Annotated in this window: 20 protein-coding genes; 16 read left to right on the forward strand and 4 right to left on the reverse strand. The window is 48.2% G+C overall.

All coding sequences use genetic code 11. The features are described 5' to 3' along the window. Window positions 1-159: 159 nt before the first annotated feature. Entirely contained in the window at window positions 160-399 is a 240-nt protein-coding gene (locus tag ESM_RS0100610) for a YecH family metal-binding protein (RefSeq protein ID WP_000443798.1), read from the forward strand. A gap of 37 nt (window positions 400-436) precedes the next feature. Here ESM_RS0100610 and ftnA read toward each other — a convergent pair whose 3' ends face one another. Together ftnA and yecR are read right to left on the reverse strand one after the other, a co-directional pair. Then, window positions 437-934 (reverse strand): non-heme ferritin, encoded by a 498-nt coding sequence (ftnA, locus tag ESM_RS0100615; protein WP_000917208.1) that lies wholly within the window; start codon window positions 932-934, stop codon window positions 437-439. Between the two features lie 178 nt (window positions 935-1,112). Next, window positions 1,113-1,436 carry a YecR family lipoprotein gene (yecR, locus tag ESM_RS0100620; RefSeq protein WP_000681531.1) on the reverse strand — a complete coding sequence of 108 codons (324 nt, stop codon included), beginning with the start codon at window positions 1,434-1,436 and terminating at the stop codon, window positions 1,113-1,115. Between the two features lie 263 nt (window positions 1,437-1,699). On the opposite strand from yecR, the gene azuC reads away from it, so the two are divergent. Together azuC and yecJ are read left to right on the forward strand one after the other, a co-directional pair. Further along, window positions 1,700-1,786 carry a stress response protein AzuC gene (gene azuC / locus ESM_RS1000000127550; RefSeq protein WP_010723106.1) on the forward strand — a complete coding sequence of 29 codons (87 nt, stop codon included), beginning with the start codon at window positions 1,700-1,702 and terminating at the stop codon, window positions 1,784-1,786. A 112-nt stretch (window positions 1,787-1,898) separates the two neighbouring features. Continuing rightward, window positions 1,899-2,150 (forward strand): DUF2766 family protein YecJ, encoded by a 252-nt coding sequence (gene yecJ / locus ESM_RS0100625; RefSeq protein ID WP_000082115.1) that lies wholly within the window; start codon window positions 1,899-1,901, stop codon window positions 2,148-2,150. A gap of 84 nt (window positions 2,151-2,234) precedes the next feature. Here yecJ and ESM_RS0100630 read toward each other — a convergent pair whose 3' ends face one another. After that, window positions 2,235-2,738 carry a non-heme ferritin-like protein gene (locus ESM_RS0100630; RefSeq protein WP_000246123.1) on the reverse strand — a complete coding sequence of 168 codons (504 nt, stop codon included), beginning with the start codon at window positions 2,736-2,738 and terminating at the stop codon, window positions 2,235-2,237. A 783-nt stretch (window positions 2,739-3,521) separates the two neighbouring features. On the opposite strand from ESM_RS0100630, the gene araF reads away from it, so the two are divergent. The 5 genes from araF (at window position 3,522) to otsA (ending at window position 9,462) form a co-directional block, all read left to right on the forward strand. Next, window positions 3,522-4,511, forward strand: coding sequence for an arabinose ABC transporter substrate-binding protein AraF (araF, locus tag ESM_RS0100635; RefSeq protein WP_000548681.1), 990 nt, complete (start codon window positions 3,522-3,524; stop codon window positions 4,509-4,511). Between the two features lie 69 nt (window positions 4,512-4,580). After that, the gene (araG, locus tag ESM_RS0100640) at window positions 4,581-6,095 is read left to right on the forward strand and encodes an arabinose ABC transporter ATP-binding protein AraG (RefSeq protein ID WP_001187777.1); all 1,515 of its coding nucleotides are present in this window, start codon (window positions 4,581-4,583) and stop codon (window positions 6,093-6,095) included. 14 nt (window positions 6,096-6,109) lie between these two features. Further along, entirely contained in the window at window positions 6,110-7,096 is a 987-nt protein-coding gene (gene araH, locus ESM_RS0100645) for an arabinose ABC transporter permease AraH (RefSeq protein WP_000100211.1), read from the forward strand. A gap of 163 nt (window positions 7,097-7,259) precedes the next feature. After that, entirely contained in the window at window positions 7,260-8,063 is an 804-nt protein-coding gene (gene otsB, locus ESM_RS0100650; protein WP_000138763.1) for a trehalose-phosphatase, read from the forward strand. Beyond that, entirely contained in the window at window positions 8,038-9,462 is a 1,425-nt protein-coding gene (gene otsA, locus ESM_RS0100655) for an alpha,alpha-trehalose-phosphate synthase (RefSeq protein ID WP_001516559.1), read from the forward strand. The genes otsB and otsA overlap by 26 nt, the downstream gene beginning before the upstream one ends. A gap of 6 nt (window positions 9,463-9,468) precedes the next feature. Here the strand turns inward: otsA and uspC are convergent, their stop codons facing one another. Next, entirely contained in the window at window positions 9,469-9,897 is a 429-nt protein-coding gene (gene uspC, locus ESM_RS0100660) for a universal stress protein UspC (RefSeq protein WP_000122662.1), read from the reverse strand. Between the two features lie 778 nt (window positions 9,898-10,675). Here uspC and flhD point away from each other — a divergent pair. The 8 genes from flhD (at window position 10,676) to cheR (ending at window position 18,870) form a co-directional block, all read left to right on the forward strand. Further along, window positions 10,676-11,026 (forward strand): flagellar transcriptional regulator FlhD, encoded by a 351-nt coding sequence (gene flhD / locus ESM_RS0100665; RefSeq protein ID WP_001516558.1) that lies wholly within the window; start codon window positions 10,676-10,678, stop codon window positions 11,024-11,026. Window positions 11,027-11,028: 2 nt separating this feature from the next. Then, the gene (flhC, locus tag ESM_RS0100670; RefSeq protein ID WP_001291590.1) at window positions 11,029-11,607 is read left to right on the forward strand and encodes a flagellar transcriptional regulator FlhC; all 579 of its coding nucleotides are present in this window, start codon (window positions 11,029-11,031) and stop codon (window positions 11,605-11,607) included. Window positions 11,608-11,731: 124 nt separating this feature from the next. Further along, complete coding sequence (gene motA, locus ESM_RS0100675) at window positions 11,732-12,619, forward strand: flagellar motor stator protein MotA (RefSeq protein ID WP_000906344.1); 888 nt, start codon at window positions 11,732-11,734, stop codon at window positions 12,617-12,619. Then, window positions 12,616-13,542 carry a flagellar motor protein MotB gene (gene motB, locus ESM_RS0100680; protein WP_000788500.1) on the forward strand — a complete coding sequence of 309 codons (927 nt, stop codon included), beginning with the start codon at window positions 12,616-12,618 and terminating at the stop codon, window positions 13,540-13,542. The genes motA and motB overlap by 4 nt, the downstream gene beginning before the upstream one ends. 4 nt (window positions 13,543-13,546) lie before the next feature. Then, entirely contained in the window at window positions 13,547-15,511 is a 1,965-nt protein-coding gene (gene cheA / locus ESM_RS0100685) for a chemotaxis protein CheA (protein ID WP_010375671.1), read from the forward strand. A gap of 21 nt (window positions 15,512-15,532) precedes the next feature. Continuing rightward, window positions 15,533-16,036, forward strand: a complete 504-nt coding sequence (gene cheW, locus ESM_RS0100690) for a chemotaxis protein CheW (RefSeq protein ID WP_000147305.1) — start codon at window positions 15,533-15,535, stop codon at window positions 16,034-16,036. 150 nt (window positions 16,037-16,186) lie between these two features. Beyond that, complete coding sequence (gene tar, locus ESM_RS0100695; protein ID WP_001516556.1) at window positions 16,187-17,848, forward strand: methyl-accepting chemotaxis protein II; 1,662 nt, start codon at window positions 16,187-16,189, stop codon at window positions 17,846-17,848. Between the two features lie 161 nt (window positions 17,849-18,009). After that, window positions 18,010-18,870, forward strand: coding sequence for a protein-glutamate O-methyltransferase CheR (cheR, locus tag ESM_RS0100700; protein WP_000204353.1), 861 nt, complete (start codon window positions 18,010-18,012; stop codon window positions 18,868-18,870).

The following is an 18,870-nucleotide window of genomic DNA, read 5'->3' on the forward strand; positions in this document are numbered from 1 at the left end:
GATATCTGCGGCGCAGGTTAAGGCATTCTACATTTTTCGTCAAATCGACGTTACATTAGATGTAAATAAAACTGTACAATAAAATGCATTCAGAACTGCGCTGGCGCAAAGCCTTGATGAGCGGCTATCGCTACGCTATGCCTTTTTTGAGGAGGAACGATGGAATCTATTCACGGTCATGAAGTGTTAAATATGATGATTGAATCAGGTGAGCAATATACGCACGCCAGTCTGGAGGCGGCGATTAAAGCGCGTTTTGGTGAACAGGCGCGTTTTCATACCTGCTCAGCAGAAGGGATGACTGCGGGCGAGTTGGTGGCGTTTCTGGCGGCGAAAGGTAAATTTATTCCCAGCGAAGAAGGGTTCTCAACCGATACAAGTAAAATTTGCCGTCACTGATATGCAACGGCGGCAGAAAATCTGCCGCCGGAGAAGATTAGTTTTGCGTGTCGAGGGTAGAGAGTTCTTTATCGATGAAATAAAGACCTTCGCCGCTTTTACCTGCCAGGCTTAATTTATCAATAATCGATTTGAACAATTTCTCTTCTTCATGTTGCTCAGAAACATACCATTGCAGGAAATTAAATGTCGGGTAATCCTGATTGGTCATGGCAGCATGAGCCAGTTCGTTAATTTTCTGCGTGATTAATTGTTCATGCTTATAAGTTTCCTGGAATAATTCATCAAGTGAAGAATATTCAGCAAACGGGGATTCAACAGTATTAATACGCGGTAAGTTTCCGGTATCGGTCAGATAGTCAAACAGACGCTGCATATGCGTCATCTCTTCCTGGGCGTGACGGCGCAGAAACGCGGCCGCGCCTTCAAAGGTATGGTAGCTGCACCAGGCGCTCATTTGTTGATAAAGCAGCGAAGAGTACAGTTCCAGGTTCATCTGCTCATTGAGTTTTTCAATCATTTCTGGTTTCAGCATGATAGTGCTCCACAAAGGTTATTTTTGTTTCTGTGGCGCCACTATAATTTGTTATTTTATTATTTGCAAAAGGTAAAATATTAAATTCAATTATTAAAAATACGAATGGGAATAAAACGCATTACTGCTATTTATGGCATCAATTAACCAGCGAAGCCTCCCTCGCTGATTAAGGTCTTTATTGATAAGTCGAGGGTATTAAAATTTGGCACTGATACGACAGTGTAAATTCCGTATTCAGACATAACGACCCCGCAAACACACTACAGTTACTTACAGGTTGCCCAAATGCAATGGCGCGGGTAAACCCTGCCTGCTGACATGCACGTTGCGCTATTTCCTGATTGAGATAGCTGTCAGTACGGGCGTTTTGTAAAAATGCCTGATCGTAAACGAGGCGCACAATACCGCTCGTGGCGTTGACTTCGCTCAATTGAGCCTGACGAGTTACGGTGCAGCCCGCTAATGTTAAAAGTGAAAGAACAATTATCAGATGTTTCATGTCACTGCCTGAAGAGGAAGAAGAAACAGGTATTGTACTTGCGGATACGACCAGGCTATGGACAGAAAAGACGACGTATCGGTGCTATTCCTTGCTTTTTCCAGAGGTCAGACAGTTAGCGGTGACTTTATGGTTATCATTTTTATAACATTAAAGGGGTATTTATGTGATTCAAGTCACATAAAGATTGATTTTTGTGATGATTGTCATATTATAAGTGCAAAGACGATAACACCTGCATAACAAATGGTCGGAGTGCCGCGATGAAACTGCGCAAAATCCTGAAAAGTATGTTTAATAACTATTGCAAGACGTTCAAAGATGTACCGCCAGGCAATATGTTCAGATAACAAGAAACCTGCTCCGGCAGGTTTTTTGTATCCTGAGGACGGTGGATGTGACTATCGCTGAAGAAGTGAAGCCGCTACTATATCGGCTTTCAAATGCTATCAGGAGTTTACAATGTCCCAGCCGCTGAATGCCGATCAGGAACTGGTTTCTGATGTTGTCGCTTGCCAGTTGGTGATCAAACAAATTCTCGACGTACTCGATGTGATTGCACCTGTTGAGGTTCGTGAAAAAATGTCTGGCCAGTTGAAGAATATTGATTTTACTAACCATCCCGCCGCAGCCGATCCGGTTACGATGCGTGCTATCCAGAAAGCTATCGCATTGATTGAACTCAAGTTTACCCCACAAAGTGAATCCCATTAAAAAAACCGCTGCTTCAAGAGTATGAAGCAGCGGTTTTCTCAACAATTTTTATATCCGGCGCGTGATTTAAGGCGTCGATTTTTATTAGTGTATCTGATGCGACACAACATTAAGAACATGCTGGTCGGTCTGGACAGGGCACATACCGGCACGTTTCGCGCTGCGTACTTCATCAAGAATGGTTTGCAGTAACAGGCCATCGTGCTGCTGTTCTTTTTCCAGATCGCGCAGGAAATCGACGGTTGAATCATCATTCAATTCTTTAGCTTCATCGGCTAATTGTGCCAGCTTGCTTGAACGCTGCTCGTATTCTTCCATCGTTTTTTGGAAGAGTTCTTCCAGAGAGTTAAGCTTTTCACCTGGCACATCAATAGCTTTAACGATGGGCGTCGCGCCGATACTTTTCATAAAATTAAACATGCGCATCATTTGGGTCACGTTACTCTGTGCCTGGGCGCGAAGGAAAGTAGCGGTGCCATTCAGACTTTGTTCAGAACACCAGTTGCTCAGGTGAAGGTAGAGATTGGATGCGTAAAACTCGCGGTTCATTTGGGTGTTGAGTTTGAGAAGCATTCCAGTGGTTGCCATACCTAATATCCTTATATCCAGAAGACGTGAGGTGCAAGATGAATCAAAACACCGTAATTACTGTTTGCAGAATAATTCCTTTCTGCATGTCCGAAATGTGATCGTGGAGTCAATTCTGACGATGATCTGAAATAAGCATAACGTCTGAACGAATATAAGAAAATCCTTAAATCACCAAGTTTATAATTTTTTACATTTCATTGATAAGAGCAATGGGTTTGCAATAATTGTCAATGCTGTGTATTTGTGTATCTTATTGATATTAAATTAAAATATTAATGACATGATGACGATGTGATATTTTAAAACTTTTCCTGACTATGAGAGGTGGCTCTCATTATCGATTTACTCATTAATTAATGATGGTGGTGATAATTAACGCCGAAATGAATTTTGTACAAGCGCTTACCCATTTTACCATTCAGCTTAAAATGGACAGACTTCTGTCCGGTAATAATTAGATTAAAAAAAAGACACTCCAGACCACTCAACGCATACCACAAGGACTTCCAGGCTAATGTCATGGACTAATCTGCTAATGCACTTTTTATTTGTCAGACAATTGTTGTTTCCAGTATGTCATTTCTCGCTAAATTCATGCACGTTCTGACTGTAATTCTGCGATGTGATATTGCTCTCCTATGGAGAATTAATTTCTCGCTAAAACTATGCCAACACGGCCAATTATCTTTTCGTTAAAGGTAATGCTTTGTTTTCCGATTAAATTAACCAAAGTTCTTAGTTTTTACCCTACAAAAAATGATGCTAAAGCTGGAGATAACCATGCACAAATTTACTAAAGCTCTTGCGGCCATCGGTCTGGCTGCTGTTATGTCACAATCCGCTATGGCAGAAAACCTGAAACTCGGTTTCCTGGTAAAGCAACCCGAAGAGCCGTGGTTCCAGACCGAATGGAAATTTGCCGATAAAGCCGGGAAAGATTTAGGCTTTGAAGTTATTAAGATTGCCGTACCGGATGGTGAAAAAACGCTGAACGCTATCGACAGCCTGGCGGCCAGTGGCGCGAAAGGATTTGTCATTTGTACGCCAGACCCGAAATTGGGTTCCGCTATTGTGGCGAAAGCACGTGGCTATGGTATGAAAGTTATTGCCGTGGATGATCAGTTTGTAAATGCCAAAGGTAAGCCGATGGATACCGTGCCGTTGGTGATGATGGCGGCGACCAAAATTGGCGAGCGTCAGGGCCAGGAACTGTATAAAGAGATGCAGAAACGAGGTTGGGATGTAAAAGAAAGTGCCGTAATGGCGATTACAGCTAACGAACTGGATACCGCTCGTCGTCGTACTACAGGCTCTATGGACGCGCTGAAAGCTGCCGGATTCCCGGAAAAACAAATTTATCAGGTTCCTACCAAATCTAACGATATCCCGGGGGCATTTGACGCCGCCAACTCCATGCTGGTTCAGCATCCTGAAGTTAAACACTGGCTGATCGTCGGGATGAACGATAGCACTGTGCTTGGCGGCGTGCGCGCGACGGAAGGTCAGGGCTTTAAAGCGGCAGATATCATCGGTATCGGTATCAACGGCGTGGATGCAGTAAGCGAGTTGTCCAAAGCCCAGGCTACCGGTTTCTACGGTTCACTGCTGCCAAGCCCGGACGTACATGGTTATAAGTCCAGCGAAATGCTCTACAACTGGGTAGCGAAAGACGCAGAACCACCGAAATTCACTGAAGTTACCGATGTCGTTCTGATTACGCGCGACAACTTTAAAGAAGAACTGGAGAAAAAAGGGTTAGGCGGTAAGTAATCTGCCGAAAAAATTCCCCTCTGCGTGATGCAGAGGGGGTGTGAATGACCAGTGATTCACGGAGACGTTATGCAACAGTCTACCCCGTATCTCTCATTTCGCGGCATTGGTAAAACCTTTCCCGGCGTTAAGGCGCTTACGGACATCAGTTTTGACTGCTATGCCGGTCAGGTTCATGCGTTGATGGGTGAAAATGGTGCCGGTAAATCAACACTCTTAAAAATCCTTAGCGGCAACTATGCGCCAACCACGGGTTCTGTCGCAATTAGCGGACAGGAAATATCCTTTTCCGACACTACCGCTGCGCTTAACGCGGGGGTTGCGATTATTTACCAGGAACTGCATCTTGTGCCGGAAATGACCGTCGCGGAAAATATTTATCTCGGCCAGCTTCCTCATAAAGGCGGCATAGTGAATCGTTCGCTGCTGAACTATGAAGCGGGTTTACAACTTAAACATCTGGGGATGGATATTGACCCCGGTACGCCACTGAAATATCTCTCCATCGGCCAGTGGCAGATGGTTGAAATAGCCAAAGCGCTGGCGCGTAACGCCAAAATTATCGCCTTTGATGAGCCAACCAGTTCTCTGTCGGCACGAGAAATTGACAACCTTTTCCGCGTCATTCGTGAACTGCGAAAAGAGGGGCGAGTGATCTTATACGTTTCTCACCGTATGGAAGAAATATTTGCCCTAAGTGACGCCATTACCGTCTTCAAAGATGGGCGTTATGTCAAAACCTTCACTGATATGCAGCAAGTAAATCATGAGTCACTGGTACAGGCGATGGTTGGTCGCGATCTCGGTGATATCTACGGCTGGCAACCGCGCAGCTATGGTGAGGAGCGGCTGCGTCTGGATGCAGTGAAAGCACCAGGTGTACGCACGCCAATAAGCCTGACTGTTCGCAGTGGCGAAATCGTCGGTCTGTTTGGACTGGTAGGGGCAGGGCGTAGCGAATTAATGAAAGGTATGTTTGGCGGTACGCAAATCACTGCCGGTCAGGTTTATATCGACCAAAGGCCGATCGATATCCGTAAACCGGGCCACGCTATTGCTGCTGGTATGATGCTCTGCCCGGAAGATCGCAAAGCGGAAGGCATTATTCCGGTGCATTCCGTTCGTGACAATATCAACATCAGCGCCCGTCGCAAGCATGTGCTCGGCGGTTGTGTGATCAACAACGGCTGGGAAGAAAACAATGCTGATCACCACATTCGTTCGCTCAACATCAAAACGCCGGGCGCAGAGCAACTGATCATGAATCTCTCTGGTGGTAATCAGCAAAAAGCCATTCTTGGGCGCTGGTTATCGGAAGATATGAAGGTCATTTTGCTGGATGAACCAACGCGCGGCATTGATGTGGGCGCTAAGCACGAAATTTACAACGTGATTTATACGCTGGCGGCGCAGGGCGTGGCGGTGCTGTTTGCCTCCAGCGATCTGCCCGAAGTCCTTGGCGTAGCCGATCGTATTGTCGTCATGCGTGAGGGCGAAATCGCCGGTGAATTGCTACACGAACAGGCAGATGAGCGTCAGGCACTAAGCCTTGCTATGCCTAAAGTCAGCCAGGCTGTTGCCTGAGTAAGGAGAGTATGATGTCTTCTGTTTCTACATCGGGGTCTGGCGCGCCTAAGTCGTCATTCAGTCTCGGCCGTATCTGGGATCAGTACGGTATGCTGGTGGTGTTTGCGGTGCTGTTTATCGCCTGTGCCATTTTTGTACCGAACTTTGCCACCTTCATTAATATGAAAGGTCTCGGGCTGGCAATCTCCATGTCGGGAATGGTGGCTTGCGGCATGTTGTTCTGCCTCGCTTCGGGGGACTTTGACCTTTCCGTCGCTTCGGTAATTGCCTGCGCAGGTGTCACGACGGCGGTGGTTATCAATCTGACCGAAAGCCTGTGGATTGGCGTGGCGGCAGGCTTGCTGCTGGGCGTCCTCTGTGGTCTGGTGAATGGTTTTGTTATCGCTAAACTAAAAATCAACGCCTTGATTACGACGCTGGCGACGATGCAGATTGTTCGTGGTCTGGCGTACATCATTTCTGATGGTAAAGCGGTCGGTATCGAAGATGAAAGTTTCTTTGCCCTTGGTTATGCCAACTGGTTCGGCCTGCCTGCGCCAATCTGGCTTACGGTGGCTTGTCTGATTGTCTTCGGTTTGCTGCTGAACAAAACCACCTTTGGGCGCAACACGCTGGCGATTGGTGGTAATGAAGAGGCGGCGCGTCTGGCTGGTGTACCCGTTGTCCGCACCAAAATCATTATCTTTGTTCTCTCTGGTCTGGTATCGGCAATTGCCGGGATTGTTCTGGCTTCACGTATGACCAGCGGTCAGCCGATGACTTCGATAGGCTATGAGTTGATTGTTATCTCCGCCTGCGTTTTAGGCGGCGTTTCTCTGAAAGGTGGCATCGGAAAAATCTCATATGTAGTGGCGGGTATCTTAATTTTAGGCACTGTAGAAAACGCCATGAACCTGCTCAATATTTCTCCGTTTGCGCAGTACGTTGTCCGTGGCTTAATCCTGCTGGCGGCGGTGATCTTCGACCGTTATAAGCAAAAAGCGAAACGCACTGTCTGATGTTTTTTTCAGCATAAATTTAGTTCGACTTTCCTCCACAGCCAACCGCCACAAAGGTTGGCTGTTCTTTTTTGCAAATGGCGAGCTACGTCACACTGTCTATACTTACATGTCTGTAAAGCGCGTTCTGCGCGAACTATAAAAAGATAAGGAGGAGTACCGGGTGACAGAACCGTTAACCGAACCCCCTGAACTATCCGCGAAATATGCCTGGTTTTTTGATCTCGATGGAACGCTGGCGGAAATCAAACCGCATCCTGATCAGGTCGTCGTGCCTGACACTATTCTGCAAGGACTTCAGCTACTGGCAACCGCAAGTGATGGTGCATTGGCATTGATATCAGGGCGCTCAATGGTGGAACTTGACGCACTGGCAAAACCTTATCGCTTCCCGTTAGCGGGCGTGCATGGGGCGGAGCGCCGTGACATCAATGGTAAAACGCATATCGTTCACCTGCCGGAAGCGATTGCTCGTGATATTAGTGTGCAACTGCATACGGCGATTGCCCAACTTTCCGGCACGGAGCTGGAATCCAAAGGGATGGCGTTTGCACTGCATTATCGTCAGGCACCGCAGCATGAAGACGCCTTATTGACGTTAGCGCAACGTATTACTCAGATTTGGCCGCAAATGGCATTACAACAGGGAAAGTGTGTCGTCGAGATTAAACCGCGAGGCACCAGTAAAGGGGAGGCTATTGCTGCATTTATGCAGGAAGTTCCCTTCATCGGCCGGAAGCCGGTGTTTCTGGGCGATGATTTAACCGATGAATCTGGCTTTGCGGTTATTAATCGACTGGGGGGAATGTCAGTAAAAATTGGTACAGGCGCAACTCAGGCATCATGGCGGCTGGCGGGCGTGCCGGATGTCTGGGGCTGGCTTGAATTGATAACCAACGCATTACAAAAACAAAAAAGAGAAAATAACAGGAGTGATGACTATGAGTCGTTTAGTCGTAGTATCTAACCGAATTGCACCACCAGACGAGCACGCCGCCAGTGCCGGTGGCCTTGCTGTCGGCATACTGGGGGCACTGAAAACTGCAGGTGGACTGTGGTTTGGCTGGAGTGGCGAAACAGGGAATGAGGATCAGCCGCTAAAAAAGGTGAAAAAAGGAAATATTACCTGGGCCTCTTTTAACCTCAGTGAAAAAGATCTCGACGAATACTACAACCAATTCTCCAATGCCGTTCTCTGGCCGGCATTCCATTACCGACTCGATCTGGTGCAATTTCAGCGTTCAGCGTGGGAAGGCTATTTACGCGTGAATGCGTTACTGGCAGACAAATTACTGCCGCTGCTGGAAGATGATGACATTATTTGGATCCACGATTATCACTTGTTGCCATTTGCGCAGGAATTACGTAAACGCGGCGTGAACAATCGCATCGGTTTCTTCCTGCATATTCCTTTTCCGACACCGGAAATCTTTAATGCGCTACCAATTTATGACACATTGCTGGAACAGCTTTGTGATTATGATTTGCTGGGGTTTCAGACAGAAAACGATCGTCTGGCGTTCCTGGATTGCCTTTCCAACTTGACGCGGGTCACGACACGTAGCTCGCGCAATCACACGGCCTGGGGCAAAGCATTTCGTACAGAAGTTTACCCGATTGGTATTGAACCGGATGAGATTGCTAAACAGGCTGCCGGGCCGCTACCGGCAAAACTGGCGCAATTAAAAGCGGAACTGAAAAATGTGCAGAATATCTTTTCTGTCGAGCGGCTGGATTATTCCAAAGGTTTGCCAGAACGTTTTCTTGCTTATGAAGCGCTGCTGGAAAAATATCCGCAACATCATGGTAAAATTCGTTATACCCAGATTGCGCCGACCTCGCGTGGTGATGTGCAAGCGTATCAGGATATTCGTCATCAGTTGGAAAATGAAGCCGGGAGAATTAACGGTAAATATGGGCAATTAGGCTGGACGCCGCTTTATTATCTGAATCAGCATTTTGATCGTAAATTATTGATGAAAATCTTCCGCTATTCCGATGTCGGGTTAGTGACGCCGCTGCGTGATGGGATGAATCTGGTCGCAAAAGAGTATGTCGCCGCTCAGGATCCTGCAAATCCGGGCGTACTGGTACTTTCTCAGTTTGCCGGTGCGGCAAACGAACTGACGTCAGCGCTAATTGTTAACCCATACGATCGTGATGAAGTCGCGGCGGCGCTCAATCGGGCGTTGAGCATGTCGCTGGCGGAACGTATTTCCCGCCATGCAGAAATGCTGGAAGTTATTATCAAAAACGATATTAAACACTGGCAGGAGTGCTTTATCCGCGACCTAAAGCAGGTAGTACCGCGAAGCGCGGAAAGTCAGCAACGCGATAAAGTCGCTACCTTTCCAAAGCTGGCGTAAGTGGAATTAATCCCCTTTAAGTGGAACTAACAGCACATCAACCTCACTTGAGGCAATCACACTTTTCGCTGAGCAGGACGCTCGCGAAAAGAAACTGTGATTATGGTTACCGCAAATCACCAAATCGAACTTATGTTTACGGCATACTGCCAGAATATGTTCGCTTAACTCTCCGTAAGCAATAAATGTCTCTTCTACCGGATATCCCGCATCCTGAATTAATTTATCAAGAAAGTTTTGTGTTTCTTCCTGCATCACGCTGCGTAAATCTTCAAGCATCGGCGCGGCTAATTGATTGAACATTTCCGGGTCGGAAGCGAGAGTGATTAAACTTATGCGCCCATTTACCGGACGGGCGATAGAAACCGCTTTTGCTAACAGTTGCTGACTTTCTGGTGAGACAGCAACAGCAACAAGAATATTGGTATAGCTCATAACCTGCTCCTTATTCTGTGAACTTCAGGTGTTATTACAGCTTTACTCTGAATGAGGTACTGATGCAATAACAACTCAGTCAAAACAGTAAATATTAGGCTGGTTATTAGTAAGTGAAGCTAATTAATAACGTGTAGTTATCACATGATTACAGATGAGGTTATAAAAACTAAAATTATCAATTCCCCGCATAGAACAAATGGATAATATTTATAGAACATTGTTGTAACATATGAGGTGTTCCCGGATTTATTTTCACTTGAAGAAACTCATGTTATGTAACTCTCTGTTTGAAAATAAGTTATAGGAGGTGAATATATTTATTTTATATGTAGCAGGTGGTTATTTACGGTGATTTATATTAACAGTGCGCAACATCATCATTTTATCTACCCACTTCATTTTTGAAGCCAGGCAAGCTGAAAAACTTTTTAACAGAATGAAATATGACCAAAACAAAAGTATGACTTATACATTAATGTTAAGTAATTGATTGTTTTGTGTGAACTGAGTCACACATTATCGAAAATCGCAACACCGCTCCGTTGTATGTGTGAGTGGTGACGAGTACAGTTGCGTCGAATTAGGAAAAATCTTAGATAAGTGTAAAAAACACTGTTCTCTGTAAGGGATTGTTTCATCTCTTACACTGCCTGTGTGTTTTTTCGTTGATCGCAACTATTCCATTGTTCTTTACTTTTTACCGGGATTTCCCGGCGACATCACGGGGTGCGGTGATACCGCATAAAAATAAAGTTAGTTATTCTGGATGGGAATAATGCATACCTCCGAGTTGCTGAAACATATTTATGACATTAATTTGTCATATTTACTTCTTGCACAACGTCTGATCGTTCAGGACAAAGCGTCCGCCATGTTTCGTCTCGGTATTAATGAAGAAATGGCAACAACGTTAGCGACGCTGACTCTTCCTCAAATGGTTAAACTGGCAGAAACCAATCAACTGATTTGCCATTTCCGCTTTGACAGCCACCAGACTATTAATCAGCTAACGCAGGATTCCCGCGTTGACGATCTCCAGCAAGTTCATACCGGCATCATGCTATCTACGCGTTTGTTGAATGATGTTAATCAGCCCGAAGAAGTGCTACGTAAAAAAAGGGCCTGACAATGAGCGAAAAAAGCATTGTTCAGGAAGCCCGGGATATTCAACTGGCAATGGAGTTGATCACCCTTGGCGCTCGTTTGCAGATGCTGGAAAGTGAAACACAATTAAGTCGTGGACGGCTGATCAAACTCTATAAAGAACTGCGCGGAAGCCCCCCACCGAAAGGCATGTTGCCATTCTCCACCGACTGGTTTATGACCTGGGAACAAAATGTTCATGCGTCGATGTTTTGTAATGCATGGCAGTTTTTACTGAAAACAGGGTTATGTAACGGCGTCGATGCAGTGATCAAAGCCTATCGTTTATACCTCGAACAGTGCCCGCAAGCCGAAGACGGTCCGTTACTGGCGTTGACCCGTGCCTGGACACTGGTGCGATTTGTTGAAAGTGGTTTACTACAACTTTCCAGTTGCAAATGTTGCGGCGGTAATTTTATCACCCATGCCCATCAGCCTGTTGGCAGCTTTGCCTGCAGCTTATGTCAACCGCCATCACGTGCGGTAAAAAGACGTAAACTTTCTCAAGACCCTGCCGATATTATCCCTCAACTGCTGGATGAACAGAGAGTACAGGCTGTTTAACTCACACGATGTGGCGAAACACTCCAGCAGCGGTAAGTGATTGCCGCTGCTTTTTTTTCCCAACGGTAAGTTAGCGTCTGACGACTGAACATCCTGTCATGGTCAACAGTGAAAGGATGATGTCGTGCTTATCTTATTAGGTTACCTGGTTGTTCTCGGTACAGTTTTCGGCGGTTATTTGATGACCGGCGGAAGCCTTGGAGCACTCTATCAACCCGCTGAACTGGTGATTATTGCCGGTGCAGGTATTGGGTCGTTTATTGTCGGTAACAACGGTAAAGCAATCAAAGGCACGCTCAAAGCGCTGCCGTTACTGTTTCGCCGCTCCAAATACACCAAAGCGATGTATATGGATCTGCTGGCACTGCTTTACCGACTCATGGCGAAATCGCGACAGATGGGCATGTTTTCGCTGGAGCGCGATATTGAAAACCCCCGCGAAAGCGAGATCTTCGCCAGTTATCCCCGCATCCTCGCGGATACCGTTATGCTTGATTTTATCGTTGATTATCTGCGCCTGATCATCAGTGGCCATATGAATACCTTCGAAATCGAAGCGCTGATGGATGAAGAAATTGAAACCCACGAAAGCGAGTCGGAAGTTCCCGCTAACAGCCTGGCGCTGGTCGGTGACTCGCTCCCGGCATTTGGTATTGTCGCGGCAGTGATGGGGGTGGTTCACGCGCTGGGATCGGCTGACCGGCCTGCCGCCGAACTGGGGGCGCTGATTGCTCATGCGATGGTGGGGACTTTCCTCGGTATCTTACTGGCTTACGGATTTATTTCCCCACTGGCGAGTGTTTTGCGCCAGAAAAGCGCAGAGACCAGCAAAATGATGCAATGCGTCAAAGTCATACTGCTTTCTAATCTGAACGGTTATGCACCGCCAATTGCCGTTGAATTTGGTCGTAAAACGCTCTACTCCAGTGAACGGCCATCGTTTGTTGAGCTGGAAGAACACGTTCGCGCGGTAAAAAATCCGCAACAGCAGACGACAACCGAGGAAGTATGAAGAATCACGCGCATCCAATAATTGTCGTCAAACGACGCAAAGCAAAAAGCCACGGCTCGGCGCATGGATCGTGGAAGATTGCTTATGCTGACTTTATGACCGCGATGATGGCTTTTTTTCTGGTGATGTGGCTGATCTCCATTTCCAGCCCAAAAGAGCTGATTCAGATAGCGGAATATTTCCGCACGCCGTTGGCGACTGCGGTAACGGGTGGTGATCGCATTTCTAATAGCGAAAGCCCAATTCCCGGCGGCGGTGATGATTACACTCAGAGTCAGGGAGAAGTGAATAAGCAGCCGGACATTGAAGAACTGAAAAAACGCATGGAGCAAAGTCGGTTGCGGAAATTGCGTGGCGATCTCGACCAGCTTATAGAGTCAGACCCGAAACTACGGGCGCTGCGTCCACATCTCAAAATCGATCTGGTACAGGAAGGTTTACGCATTCAGATTATCGACAGCCAGAATCGCCCGATGTTTAAAACCGGCAGTGCTGACGTCGAACCCTATATGCGCGACATTCTGCGGAGTATTGCGCCAGTGCTGAATGGTATTCCTAACCGTATCAGTCTCTCCGGTCATACCGATGATTTCCCTTACGCCAATGGTGAGCAAAGCTACAGCAACTGGGAGCTTTCTGCCGAACGCGCTAATGCGTCGCGCCGTGAGCTAATGGTGGGGGGGCTGGCTGATGGCAAAATTCTGCGCGTCGTCGGCATGGCGGCGACCATGCGTTTAAGCGATCGCGGACCTGATGATGCTGTCAACCGTCGAATCAGTCTGCTGGTCCTGAACAGACAGGCCGAGCAGGCCATTTTGCATGAAAACGCTGAAAGCCAGAATGAGCCGGTAAGTGTACTGGAAAAAACTGGGGGCGCTCCGCAGGTCAGTGTTCCCACAATGCCATCAGCCGAACCGAGGTGACAGCGTGAGCATGGATATAAGCGATTTTTATCAGACATTTTTTGATGAAGCGGACGAATTGTTGGCCGATATGGAGCAGCATCTGCTGGATTTGCAGCCAGAAGCGCCAGATGCCGAACAATTGAATGCTATCTTTCGTGCGGCCCATTCCATCAAAGGAGGGGCAGGAACTTTTGGTTTTACCGTGTTACAGAAAACCACGCATCTGATGGAAAACCTGCTCGATGAAGCCAGACGCGGTGAGATGCAGCTTAATACCGACATTATCAATCTGTTTTTGGAAACGAAAGATATCATGCAGGAACAGCTCGACGCTTATAAACAGTCGCAAGAGCCGGATGCCGCCAGCTTCGATTATATCTGCCAGGCCTTGCGTCAACTGGCATTAGAAGCGAAAGGCGAAACGGTGCCCGCAGTGACCCGGTTAAGTGTGGTTGCCAAAAGTGAATCGCAAAATGAGCAGAGTAACAGTGAGTCGCCGCGACGAATTATCCTTTCACGCCTGAAGGCGGATGAAGTCGATCTGCTGGAAGACGAACTGGAGCAGTTGACCACATTAACTGACGTGGTTAAAGGTGCGGATTCATTATCTGCAACAATGTCGGGAGATATTGCGGAAGACGACATTACCGCCGTGCTCTGTTTTGTGATTGAAGCCGATCAGATTGCCTTTGAAGCGGTAGAGCCTGCACCAACAGTATCGACCCCGCCAGTGCTGGAACTGGCCGCAACAGAAGCGCCAGCCGGACGCGTAGAGCGGGAAAAAACGACGCGCGGTAGCGAATCGACCAGCATCCGTGTGGCGGTAGAAAAGGTTGATCAACTGATAAACCTGGTCGGTGAACTGGTCATCACCCAGTCAATGCTCGCTCAGCGCTCCAGTGAACTGGACCCGGTAAATCATGGGGATTTGATTACCAGCATGGGGCAGTTACAACGTAACGCCCGTGATTTGCAGGAATCGGTGATGTCGATTCGTATGATGCCGATGGAATATGTCTTTAGCCGCTATCCGCGGCTGGTGCGCGACCTGGCGGGTAAACTCGGCAAACAAGTAGAACTCACGCTTATAGGCAGCTCCACCGAACTCGACAAGAGTCTGATAGAACGCATTATCGATCCGCTGACCCACCTGGTACGCAACAGCCTTGACCACGGTATAGAACTGCCGGAAAAACGCCTCGCCGCAGGTAAAAATAGCGTCGGAAATTTGATCCTGTCTGCCGAACATCAGGGCGGTAACATCTGCATCGAAGTGACCGACGATGGCGCGGGACTAAATCGTGAGCGGATTCTGGCAAAAGCCGCCTCGCAAGGGCTGCCTGTCAGCGACAACATGAGCGACGACGAAGTGGCGATGTTGATATTTGCTCCGGGTTTTTCCACGGCGGAGCAGGTTACCGATGTTTCCGGGCGTGGCGTCGGCATGGATGTCGTTAAACGCAATATCCAGGAGATGGGCGGCCATGTCGAAATCAAGTCGAAGCCGGGCACAGGTACAACGATCCGCATTTTACTACCGCTGACACTGGCGATCCTCGACGGTATGTCCGTGCGCGTTGCTGATGAAGTTTTCATTCTGCCGCTGAATGCTGTCATGGAATCACTGCAACCCCGTGAAGTCGATCTGCATCCGCTGGCAGGTGGCGAGCGGGTACTTGAAGTGCGTGGTGAATATCTGCCAATAGTCGAACTGTGGAAAGTGTTTAATGTCGCTGGTGCGAAAACTGAAGCCACCCAGGGGATTGTCGTGATCCTGCAAAGTGGTGGTCGTCGTTATGCCTTGCTGGTGGATCAATTAATTGGTCAACACCAGGTGGTGGTGAAAAACCTTGAAAGTAACTATCGCAAAATTCCTGGAATATCCGCCGCAACAATTCTTGGCGACGGAAGCGTAGCACTGATTGTTGATGTCTCAGCCTTGCAGGCAATAAACCGCGAACAATGTATGGCGAACACCGCCGCCTGATTGAGTAAAAAGGTAATAAATATGACCGGTATGACAAATGTAACAAAACTGGCCAGCGAACCGTCAGGCCAGGAATTTCTGGTATTTACCCTTGGTGATGAAGAGTACGGCATAGACATTCTGAAAGTGCAGGAGATCCGTGGTTACGACCAGGTCACGCGGATTGCGAATACGCCAGCGTTTATCAAAGGCGTCACTAACCTGCGCGGCGTCATTGTGCCAATTGTCGACTTACGCATTAAGTTCAGCCAGGTCGATGTGGACTATAACGACAACACAGTCGTGATCGTCCTGAATCTTGGCCAGCGCGTGGTCGGCATAGTGGTTGACGGCGTATCGGACGTTCTTTCGTTGACGGCGGAACAAATTCGCCCGGCACCGGAATTTGCCGTGACGCTTTCCACTGAATATCTTACGGGACTGGGCGCGCTGAGTGACCGCATGCTGATTCTGGTTAATATCGAAAAACTGCTAAATAGTGAAGAGATGGCGCTGTTAGATAATGCGACCGCAGACGTCGCGTAATTTCGCGTTCAGCAATAAATAAAGGCAGAACCCGATGATGCGCACATCGGGTTTTTTATTTTAAGTCATCTCTCTACGATTGATCTAAGCAATAAAGTTTCCCACCTTCCTGCCGATAACGGGATCAACTTGTTTTCAGGAAGGTGCCTTATGATTAACCGTATCCGCGTAGTTACGCTGCTGATGATGGTGCTGGGGGTATTTGCACTGTTACAGCTCATGTCCGGCAGTCTGTTTTTTTCTTCGCTGCACCATAGCCAGCAAAGCTTTGTGGTTTCCAATGAACTACGGGAACAACAGGGCGAGTTAACTTCAACCTGGGATCTCATGCTACAAACGCGCATTAACCTGAGTCGTTCAGCGGTGCGGATGATGATGGATCCATCCAATCAACAAAGTAGTGCAAAAATTGAATTGCTTGATAGCGCCAGGAAAACGTTGGCGCAGGCGGCTGTTCATTATAAAAAATTCAAAAGCATGGCACCGTTACCCGAAATGGCTGCCGCCAGTAGTCATATTGATGAAAAATACAAAAATTACCACACGGCATTAACTGAACTGATTGATTATCTTGATTATGGTAACACCGGAGCCTATTTTGCCCAGCCAACCCAGGGAATGCAAAATGCGATGGGAGAGGCTTTTGGGCAGTACGCCCGTAGCAGCGAAAAATTGTACCGCAATATCGTTGTCGACAATGCCAGTGATTACCGTTTTGCCCAGTGGCAACTGGCCGTTATCGCGCTGGTGGTGGTACTGATTCTTCTGGTGGCATGGTATGGCATTCGCCGCATGTTGCTTAACCCGCTGGCAAAAATCATTACCCACATCCGTGAAATTGCGGGTGGTAACCTGGCGAATAACCTGGCCATTGCTGGACGCAGTGAAATGGGCGAGCTGGCGCAGAGCGTTTCGCATATGCAACGTTCTCTGACTGATACAGTCACCCACGTGCGCGAAGGTTCAGATGCCATCTACGTTGGTACGCGTGAAATTACTGCAGGTAATACCGATCTCTCCTCCCGAACTGAACAGCAGGCCTCGGCACTGGAAGAGACTGCTGCCAGCATGGAACAACTCACCGCCACGGTGAAACAGAACGCCGATAATGCCCGCCAGGCCTCGCAACTGGCGCAAAGTGCCTCCGACACTGCCATGCACGGCGGTAAAGTGGTGGATGGCGTGGTGAAAACCATGCACGAAATTGCTGACAGTTCGAAGAAAATTGCTGACATCATCAGCGTTATCGACGGTATTGCTTTCCAGACCAATATACTGGCGCTGAACGCCGCCGTAGAAGCTGCCCGTGCCGGTGAACAGGGACGTGGTTTTGCCGTGGTTGCGGGTGAAGTGCGTAATCTTGCCAGCCGTAGCGCCCAGGCGGCAAAAGAGATTAAAGCCCTGATTGAAGACTCAGTATCCCGCGTCGATACCGGTTCGGTGCTGGTTGAAAGCGCCGGAGAGACGATGACCAACATCGTTAATGCGGTTACGCGCGTTACCGACATTATGGGGGAAATTGCTTCAGCCTCCGATGAACAGAGCCGTGGCATTGATCAAGTGGCGCAGGCCGTGTCGGAAATGGATCGTGTGACTCAACAGAACGCCTCGTTGGTGCAGGAGTCAGCCGCTGCAGCCGCCGCGCTGGAAGAGCAGGCCAGTCGTTTAACGCAGGCAGTATCCGCGTTTCGTCTGGCTGCCAGCCCGCAATCCCAAAAACCACCGCTTCAATCCCGGCCAGCCAGTGAAAAACCACCAACACAACCACGCCGGCATATCGCTGAACAAGCTCCAAACTGGGAAACATTTTGATGGCTATTTACTCAAGCACCATTGTTGCCAGATTGATCAGATGATGCAACAGAACGTCGCGCGTATCGTCTCTGATGGCGCTATTTACAAGTGGTTATACGACACAATCGGCGCAGTTACAGGCTGTGCCAGTGGTTTCCTGAAGTGACTGAGAAGGCGCTATGACATCATCTCTGCCCTGTGGGCAAACGTCTTTATTGTTACAGATGACCGAGCGCCTCGCGCTTTCCGACGTTCATTTTCGGCGGATAAGTCAATTGATCTACCAACGTGCGGGGATCGTTCTGGCCGATCACAAACGTGACATGGTCTACAACCGGCTGGTACGCCGTTTGCGTTCGCTGGGACTGGCAGATTTTGGGCATTATCTGAATATGCTGGAATCTAATCAGTGCAGCAGCGAGTGGCAGGCATTTATTAACTCATTGACGACCAACCTGACGGCATTTTTTCGTGAAGGGCATCATTTTCCGCTGATCGCAGCTCATGCCCGCCGCTGTTCTGGGGAATATCGCGTATGGAGTGCAGCGGCATCGACAGGCGAAGAACCGTACAGCATTGCGATGACGCTGGCGGACACATTGGGCACTGCGCCCGGACGCTGGAAAGTCTTTGCCAGTGATATCGATACCGAAGTCCTGGAGAAAGCTAAAAGCGGCATTTATCGCCATGAAGAGCTGAAAAACCTGACGCCACAACAACTCCAGCGTTACTTCATGCGCGGCACGGGACCGCATGAAGGGCTGGTGCGCGTGCGTCAGGAACTGGCGAATTATGTCGATTTTTCGCCGCTGAATTTGTTGGCGAAACAGTACACCGTACCGGGGCCGTTTGATGCGATCTTCTGCCGTAACGTCATGATCTACTTTGATCAAACGACTCAACAGGAGATTTTGCGTCGCTTTGTACCGCTACTTAAGCCCGACGGATTGCTGTTTGCGGGTCACTCTGAAAACTTTAGCCATCTTGAGCGCAGCTTCACGTTGCGAGGTCAGACGGTGTATGCGCTAAGTAAGGAATAA

The sequence above is a fragment of the Escherichia sp. TW09308 genome (assembly GCF_000208565.1).
Lineage (GTDB): Bacteria > Pseudomonadota > Gammaproteobacteria > Enterobacterales > Enterobacteriaceae > Escherichia > Escherichia marmotae.